This is a genomic window from Microcoleus sp. D3_18a_C4, assembly GCF_036702415.1.
GTDB lineage: Bacteria > Cyanobacteriota > Cyanobacteriia > Cyanobacteriales > Microcoleaceae > Microcoleus.
In genome coordinates, this window is sequence record NZ_JAUBTI010000173.1 from 1 (window position 1) to 7,757 (window position 7,757).

The window sequence follows — 7,757 nt, forward strand, 5'->3', positions numbered from 1 at the left end:
AATTTAACAGGCTTCTCAATTCACATATCATTTCCCGTCTGTTTTGTCAACTCCTGATACTGAACCGACGCCCTAGATTCTTTCCTGATGAAGTAGATTCAGTACAAACATTTCGTGAGGGGGCTGTACGGCAAGTTTCAGTCAATGCCTATGAACGAGAGCCTAAAGCTCGACAAAAATGTATTGATTATTACGGTTCTAGTTGCTATATTTGTGATTTCGATTTTGGCAAAACTTTTGGACAACCAGGAAAAGGTTTCATTCATGTTCATCATCTAAAACCCCTTTCAGAAATTGCAGAAGAGTATGAAATTGACCCTATAAAAGATTTGCGTCCTGTTTGTCCAAATTGTCACGCTATGATTCATCGTCGTTCACCACCATTTAGTGTTGAAGAAATCAAGATGTTGTTGAATTCTGCTCGTGGTTCTACTATCTAATATGTGGGGCTTGCTGAATAAGCCGATCGCAAACCCAGACCACGCAATATGCGCTATATTCAGCAAACCCTAATTACTATCAACGGGGTTTTAAACCCAGTTTTCTAATAAAATGCCTACTGTCGGCGAATCATAGCCATCACAGCATCAACCGTAAGTTCCGGGAGAATACCTAAAACTGGTAAAATATCTGCACCCGAACAGATTATAGGTAGCTCCTCACCCTGCCATACCCAAACTTGTTGGTGAGAGATATCGATTAGCCATGCTAATTGCGTGCCGTTAATGAGGCAGTGGAGGATCTTATTCTGCAATTTTAAAGTGCTTTGATCCGGCGATAGAATTTCAATTAACCAATCCGGTGCGCCGTTAAGTGGTCCGTCTTCATCGGTAAGCCGATCGCCTGCTACAATCGCTATATCTGGTACTGGCGAGTAGGGAAGTACCAAGCAACGCAACTCTGGTATCGCTTCAAATCGATCAGTCCGATCGTTGATATAGTTAACCAAGTTGTGTTGCAGTCGCGAATGAAAAAGGGTTGGCATAGTTTTTTGAACCGCTCGTCCCAGAATAAATTCCCATGCAGGCGAGGATTCAATATCCGGTTGAGCGAGGAAGTCTGTTAATGAAAGTGTTGCGATCGACTCAATCATATTTTTTTGTCGAACCTCACTGTACTTATTATCTAGATTAAATCCCCGACTTCGTAGAAGTTGTCGGGGATTGAATTGTTCTGTTTGACTCCAGATAGCACCTACCGGGAGTCAAAAGCACTACTACTTCGCAGCTTGACGCTCTTTTGCCGCCTTAATCACTTCTTCAGCGATGTTATTCGGACAAGGAGCATAGTGCGAGAAAGACATGGAAAACTGACCGCGGCCAGATGTCATAGTACGCAAGTCGCTAATGTAACCAAACATTTCGCTCAACGGTACATCTGCCTTGATCCGCGCTCCTGTTTGGCCTGTCTCCTGAGATTTCATCATCCCCCGGCGGCGGTTGAGGTCGCCGATCACGTCGCCCATGTAATCATCTGGAGTGAATACATCGACATTCATAATCGGTTCGAGCAACTGAGGCCCGGCTTTCGGCAGAGACTGCCGATAGGCCGCTTTGGCAGCAATTTCAAAAGCCATTGCTGACGAGTCAACGGGGTGGAAACCGCCTTCTAGAAGCGTGAATTTCAAGTCTAGGCAGGGGAATCCGGCCAAGACGCCTTTGTCGATGCAGCTTTCAAAGCCTTTTTCGACCGCTGGCCAATATTCTCTCGGCACACTACCACCTGTCACTTTTGACTCAAACTGGAAGCCACTTCCAACCTCACCAGGCTCGATCACATAGCCAATTTTGGCAAATTGACCGGAACCACCTGATTGCTTTTTGTGGGTGTATTCGTCTTCGAGGCGCTTGGTAATCGACTCGCGGTAGGCTACCTGTGGTTCGCCGACTTCTACTTCGATACCGTGGGTGCGCTTGAGAATGTCTACTTTGATGTCGAGGTGTAACTCGCCCATCCCCTTGAGAATCGTTTCGCCGCTTTCTTGATCCGTCACCATGTGGAAAGATGGGTCTTCTTGCACCATCTTGGTGAGGGCTGCTCCCATTTTTTCTTCGCCGCCTTTTTGTTTCGGTTTGACCGAAATCGAAATAACGGGATCGGGGAATACCATCGGCTCTAGGGTGGCGGGATTTTTGGGGTCGCAGATGGTGTGTCCGGTGCGGACGTTTTTCATACCGACGATCGCCACAATGTCTCCTGCTTGCGCGGATTCAATTTCTTCGCGAGAGTTGGCGTGCATTTCCACCAAACGGCTGATGCGCTCGGTTTTGCCTGTGGCGGTGTTGAGTACGGTGTCACCCTTGGACAACTTACCGGAGTACAGGCGCGTGAAGGTTAAAGCACCGTAGCGATCGTCCATGATCTTAAACGCGAGTGCCCGCAATGGCCTGTTGGGATCGACGAGCGCAAACTCGCCGGTTTCCTCGCCATCGAGATCGACTTCTGGCTGCGGTGTGACTTCCATCGGGTTAGGCAGGTAGTCAACTACGGCATCCAGAACCAACTGCACGCCTTTGTTTTTAAACGATGAGCCGCAGTAGGTGGGGAAAAATGCCCGATCGCGAGTACCTTTGCGAATGCAGCGCTTGATGTCGTCGAGGCTCGGCTCGTTGCCTTCAAGATACTGTTCCATCACAGTGTCGTCTTGCTCGACTGCCAGTTCGATCAACTTTTCGCGCCAAGTTTCGACATCATCGACCATATCGGCGGGAACATCTTTAATTTGATAGTTCAGGGGATCGCCGGAATCATCCCAGATCCAGGCTTTGCGGGTCAGCAAATCGACTACGCCGCAAAACTTTTCTTCTATGCCGATCGGCAAGACCATTACCATCGGTTTAGCGCCAAGGATTTTATCAACTTGCTTGACAACGCGGTAAAAATCTGCACCGGTGCGATCGAGCTTGTTGATGTAGATGACGCGAGCGACTTTGGAATCGTTAGCGTAGCGCCAGTTGGTTTCAGATTGCGGTTCAACTCCACCCGAACCGCAGAACACACCAATGCCACCATCGAGAACTTTCAAAGAACGGTAAACTTCGATCGTAAAATCGACGTGTCCCGGAGTATCGATGATGTTGAGCTGATGCTCGTTCCAGAAGCAGGTGGTAGCAGCGGACTGAATCGTAATACCGCGCTCTTGCTCCTGTTCCATGAAGTCAGTAGTCGCCGCGCCTTCGTGAACTTCACCAATTTTGTGGATTTTACCTGTCAGTTTCAGGATTCTTTCAGTTGTGGTGGTCTTGCCAGCATCTACGTGGGCGAAGATGCCGATATTTCGATAACGAGTGAGATCTTTCATAATTACTGTTGAGATTAAATGCGACGAACCGTCGGCGACCACCTGCAAGCGTAACCAGCGAGGAATCAATGTTGCCTTAGGCGCCAGTACAGGCTAGATTTTCTTTCCCCTGTTTCTGGCAGGACTATCTTAATTTTGACACTTCCCCGTCATTCCTGCGAAGGATTCTTGGTGCGATCAGTACGGGAATCCTTACAATCGATAAAAATAACCCAGACCAAGCTGAAAAACCCGGTTTCTTTGGTCGGAGAAGACCGGGCGGTTGAAACCGCGTCTACACAAACAAAACCTGCCTCCGCAGGTTGAAGACCGGGCGATTTAAATTGCGTTATTTTATTCAGTCCTCGGAGGCGGACTTCGTTTTTGTATAAGCGGTTTCAACCGCCGTCTAAGTCAAAATCGACCCACTCATCATCCGCTGATATCTCCGCTCCAATTCATCCCGCACCACCGGCCACTGATTCAAACTTTCATCATTTTCAATTACCATTTGAGCCGCCGCCCTCGCCAACTCCAAAACCTCCTGATCCTCCACCAAACTCGCCAAAGCAAAATCCGGCAAACCCGACTGCCGAGTTCCCAAAACCTGACCAGGCCCGCGCAATCTCATGTCCATTTCCGCAATAAAAAAACCATCTTGAGATTGTTCTAAAACCTTCATTCTCTGCATAGCTTCCGCCGATTTGGAACCGGGCATTAACAAACAATAAGAACGGTTGCTGCCCCGACCGACTCTACCCCGCAACTGGTGCAGTTGCGACAGTCCAAAACGCTCAGAATTTTCAATGAGCATTACCGTGGCATTCGGCACGTCTACTCCCACTTCGACCACAGTAGTAGATACTAAAATATCCGTTTCTTTGTCCCGAAACTTAGAAATTGCTTCATCTTTGTCAGCACTGCTCATCCTGCCGTGGAGCAAACCCACCTTAAACTCAGGAAATACGCTTTTTTGCAGTTTCTCTTGTTCCTCAATAGCCGATCGCACATCCAACTTTTCCGACTCCTCCACCAGCGGCAGCACCACATAAACTTGACGCCCGCTCGCCACTTCCCGCCGAATCAAATCGTAAGCTTGAATGCGTTCTTTGGCAGACAGTACAGTGGTTTGAATCGCCTGCCTACCGGGGGGAAGTTCATCAATTTGACTCACATCTAAATCCCCGTGCAACGTCAGCGCCAGCGTCCGGGGAATGGGAGTTGCCGTCATCGTCAAAACGTGGGGAGCTTCGCCTTTTTGCTGCAATTTAGCGCGCTGCTGTACACCGAATCTGTGCTGTTCGTCAATTACCGCCAAACCCAATTTATGGAAATTTACCGTATCTTGAATTAGCGCGTGAGTTCCCACTAAAACGGGCAATTCTCCGGTTTCTAACTGGTTGTGAATTTCTCGGCGCTTGGCTACTTTTGTCGAACCAGTTAACAGTTCAACAGACAAGTGCATCAAATTAAACCAACCTACCAATTTGCGGTAATGCTGTTCTGCTAAAACTTCTGTCGGCGCCATTAAAGCGGCTTGATAGCCGGATTGAATTGCTGCTAGCATTGCCACGACGGCTACTACGGTTTTGCCTGCGCCGACATCGCCTTGCACTAATCTGTTCATCGGTTGCGACGAAGCTAAATCGTTGAGGATGTCATTAATTACTCTTTCCTGAGCATTCGTCATCGCAAAGGGCAAGATTTCATAAAAATGTTCGATCAATTTGCCAGTAGGAAGGATGACTGCACTAGCTTGAGCTTTTCTTTGGGTTTGGCGGCGCTTTAAAAGTCCTAATTGCAGGTAGAAAAATTCGTCAAAAACTAAGCGACGGCGAGCGGCGGCCAAACAATCTCGATCGAGCGGAAAGTGAATATTAGTCACGGCATCGGCTAAACCCATTAAACCGTAACGCTCGCGCAAATCCTCTGGTAGCGATTCTGGCAACATTTTCGCCGCCGGCATTGCAGCCAAAATCGATCGCCTCACCGAACCAGCATCCACCCCCTCAGTCAGCGGATAAACTGGTATCAGGCGGCCGACTTTCATTGATTCGATCGCACCCTCGGAGTCGTCTAATACTTCTAACTCAGGATTTTCTAAAGTAATTCCATATTTACCCTGCTTCACCAACCCGGAAGCTGCCAGCACCGCACCTGTACAATACTCGCGCTTTTTGAATTCTTGCCAACCGCGATTGCTATAGCGAGGGCCTGCAAAAAAACGACTAATTTTTATCTCTCCGGTGCGGTCTTTTAAAATTACTTCTAATATGGTTAACTTCTTATTCTTCGGACTAGAAAAGCAATTGCAGCGCTTTACTTCAGCGATTAAAGTGACAGTTTCCCCAGCTACGAGTTCGCGAATTTGTACTTGCTTTGCATAGTCGATGTGGTTGCGGGGATAGTAGTAAAGCAAGTCGTATACAGTATATAAACCAAGTTTGACCAAGCGGTTGCCGTTGGCGGGGCCGATGCCGGTGACGCGGGTTAACTGTTGGTCAAGAGTCAGGCTTGGTGGTGCGGCTGCTGTACTCAGGGGTGCAGTTCGGGGAACGGAAACTGCTGGGGCGGTTGGTTCGGAAGCGTTTGCGTTTGCGGGTCTGACTTGTCGTGCTTGTTCTTGCTGGTGGCGAGTTTCTTGTTCCCAAACTTGCTCCAATTGCCTCAGAAAACTGACGGTAATGGCGATCGAATGCTGGCGCTGTTCGAGATCCTTCTGAGGGTAGATGTCAAATTCAGCGGCTAGTTGTCTGGCTCGATCGCGCGAAGAAGCCGCCACAGAACCTGCCAACTGTCTCAAACTCAGGCCCAGAAACTCGCTGAAGCGGTATTGACTGCCTTGGATGTCGTTAAATCCGCGATCGGCTTCTACTGAAAGAGCTTTTTGCAATCGCTGCCATTCTGGTTGGTTATTAGTCATCAGTCATTAGTTATTAGTCATTAGTCATTAGTCATTAGTCATTAGTCATTGGTCATTAGTCATTAGTCATTAGTCATTAGTCATTAGTCATTAGTTATTAATCATAGCTCAAGAATTCCCGACAACTGCCAACTGCCAACTGACAACTGTCAACTGCCAACTGACAACTGACAACTGTCAACTGACAACTGTCAACTGCCAACTGACAACTGACAACTGTCAACTGACAACTAACAACTGACTAATCTTCAAACCAACTCGATCGCCAAGCCGACTCAGCCTCCACCACAGCGAGTTCCCGCTGCTTTTTCTGGTAATCGCGGCCCAGCGAGTTCAACTTTACAGAGAGGTTACGAATTTGCTGGCGCCAAGCCGAGGTTCCCGCATCGGCAAACTCTATTTCCGATAGCCGCAGTTTAATCGCTGTAATGTGCAGCGCCCTACTACCAAAGGTTGTTGCCGCCAATTTTCGCGATGCTGATGAGGCATCGGTTTCAATGATTAAGTTTAATAAGTTAGGCGGCCCGGCAACACTATCGCCGGAGGATTCAGCTTGAGAAGCAGCTTCGAGAACCGGTTCTGGTAATTGACTCGGCAAGATTCCCGACTGTTGCAGCAAGCGGTTGGTGTCGCGAGAAAGCAGCTTGAGTATATGGACGATCGACTTTTCAATACTATTTTGCCAGCGTGCCAAACTTTCTGGGGAATTGGCACTTGGCAATTGATAATTTGCCAAGGAAAATAGATAGTTAATGGCGGAAACTTGGTTTTTTTCCTGTTCGTCTTCTTCCTGTTCGTCTTCTTCGTCTTCCTCTTCTTCCTCTTCGTCTTTGTCGAAGTCGTCTTCGTCTTCCTCTTCGTCTTCCTCTTCCTCTTTCTCTTTCTCTTTCTCTATTTCTTCCTCTGCTTGTGATTCAGTCACCAGCGATCGCAATTTTTCCTCCGACGCCACAGCCAAAGCCCTTACAGACTGCTGCATTTTTTGCCGCCCATCGAAGGACAACTTGAGAAACGACTCCGGTACTGCTTGAGTGCAAAGGTGATAGCAAGCCAAAATTAACTGCTGCCGCACCGCTTGCCCCAACGCCGTTAAATAACCTTCGTAGGTACTGCGAAACTCCAAATTCAAGGCTGCTAAAGCCTCTTCGAGTCCTGCCAAATCTTGCTCTATTCTCTCTCGGGGTCGCACCATATCTCTCGTATAAAATTAAAATATAGCAATCCCAAGTCAGTTAGGAACGTGGTTCAGGCTTCTAGCTTGGACGGGCAAGATGCCCATCCCACAAATCATTTAGGATTGCTATAGGACTTATATCATTTCCGGTAACACCGGAATGATTTTTACTGTTGACGGTTGACTGTTGACGCCGTGAACGCCGTGAACGCCGTGAACTCTAATTTACTATTCCGATGCTAACGGATTTGATATTACGCAAGTTTTCCATTTTTACGCTGTCTGTAGTAGTAAGGTTTGCAGTGTTAGAGTCGATAGGGGCATTTCTACCCCTACCTCTCGTTCAGAACGGAACGTGATGCTTTCGCATCATTCCGCTC

5 protein-coding genes are annotated in these 7,757 nt (G+C 48.0%); 1 reads left to right on the forward strand and 4 read right to left on the reverse strand.

Going from position 1 to position 7,757, the window contains the following annotated elements:
- Positions 1-440, forward strand: a 440-nt coding sequence (locus tag QUB16_RS32310) for an HNH endonuclease (protein WP_333322416.1), incomplete at its 5' end; no start/stop codon positions are given.
- Positions 441-556: 116 nt separating this feature from the next.
- Here the strand turns inward: QUB16_RS32310 and QUB16_RS32315 are convergent.
- The 4 genes from QUB16_RS32315 to QUB16_RS32330 form a co-directional block, all read right to left on the reverse strand.
- Positions 557-1,093 (reverse strand): Uma2 family endonuclease, encoded by a 537-nt coding sequence (locus tag QUB16_RS32315; protein WP_333107390.1) that lies wholly within the window; start codon positions 1,091-1,093, stop codon positions 557-559.
- Positions 1,094-1,216: 123 nt separating this feature from the next.
- Complete coding sequence (gene fusA, locus QUB16_RS32320) at positions 1,217-3,301, reverse strand: elongation factor G (protein ID WP_333322418.1); 2,085 nt, start codon at positions 3,299-3,301, stop codon at positions 1,217-1,219.
- Positions 3,302-3,689: 388 nt separating this feature from the next.
- Positions 3,690-6,203 carry an ATP-dependent DNA helicase RecG gene (recG, locus tag QUB16_RS32325; RefSeq protein WP_333322420.1) on the reverse strand — a complete coding sequence of 838 codons (2,514 nt, stop codon included), beginning with the start codon at positions 6,201-6,203 and terminating at the stop codon, positions 3,690-3,692.
- A gap of 241 nt (positions 6,204-6,444) precedes the next feature.
- Complete coding sequence (locus QUB16_RS32330; RefSeq protein WP_333322422.1) at positions 6,445-7,395, reverse strand: hypothetical protein; 951 nt, start codon at positions 7,393-7,395, stop codon at positions 6,445-6,447.
- Between the last annotated feature and the right edge of the window lie 362 nt (positions 7,396-7,757).

Excerpts from the sequence above, each read along its gene's own strand:
- QUB16_RS32315 (WP_333107390.1), bottom strand. The coding sequence starts at position 1,093 with ATGATTGAGTCGATCGCAACACTTTCATTAACAGACTTCCTCGCTCAA.
- recG (WP_333322420.1), bottom strand. The coding sequence starts at position 6,203 with ATGACTAATAACCAACCAGAATGGCAGCGATTGCAAAAAGCTCTTTCA.
- QUB16_RS32330 (WP_333322422.1), bottom strand. The coding sequence starts at position 7,395 with ATGGTGCGACCCCGAGAGAGAATAGAGCAAGATTTGGCAGGACTCGAA.
- fusA (WP_333322418.1), bottom strand. The coding sequence starts at position 3,301 with ATGAAAGATCTCACTCGTTATCGAAATATCGGCATCTTCGCCCACGTA.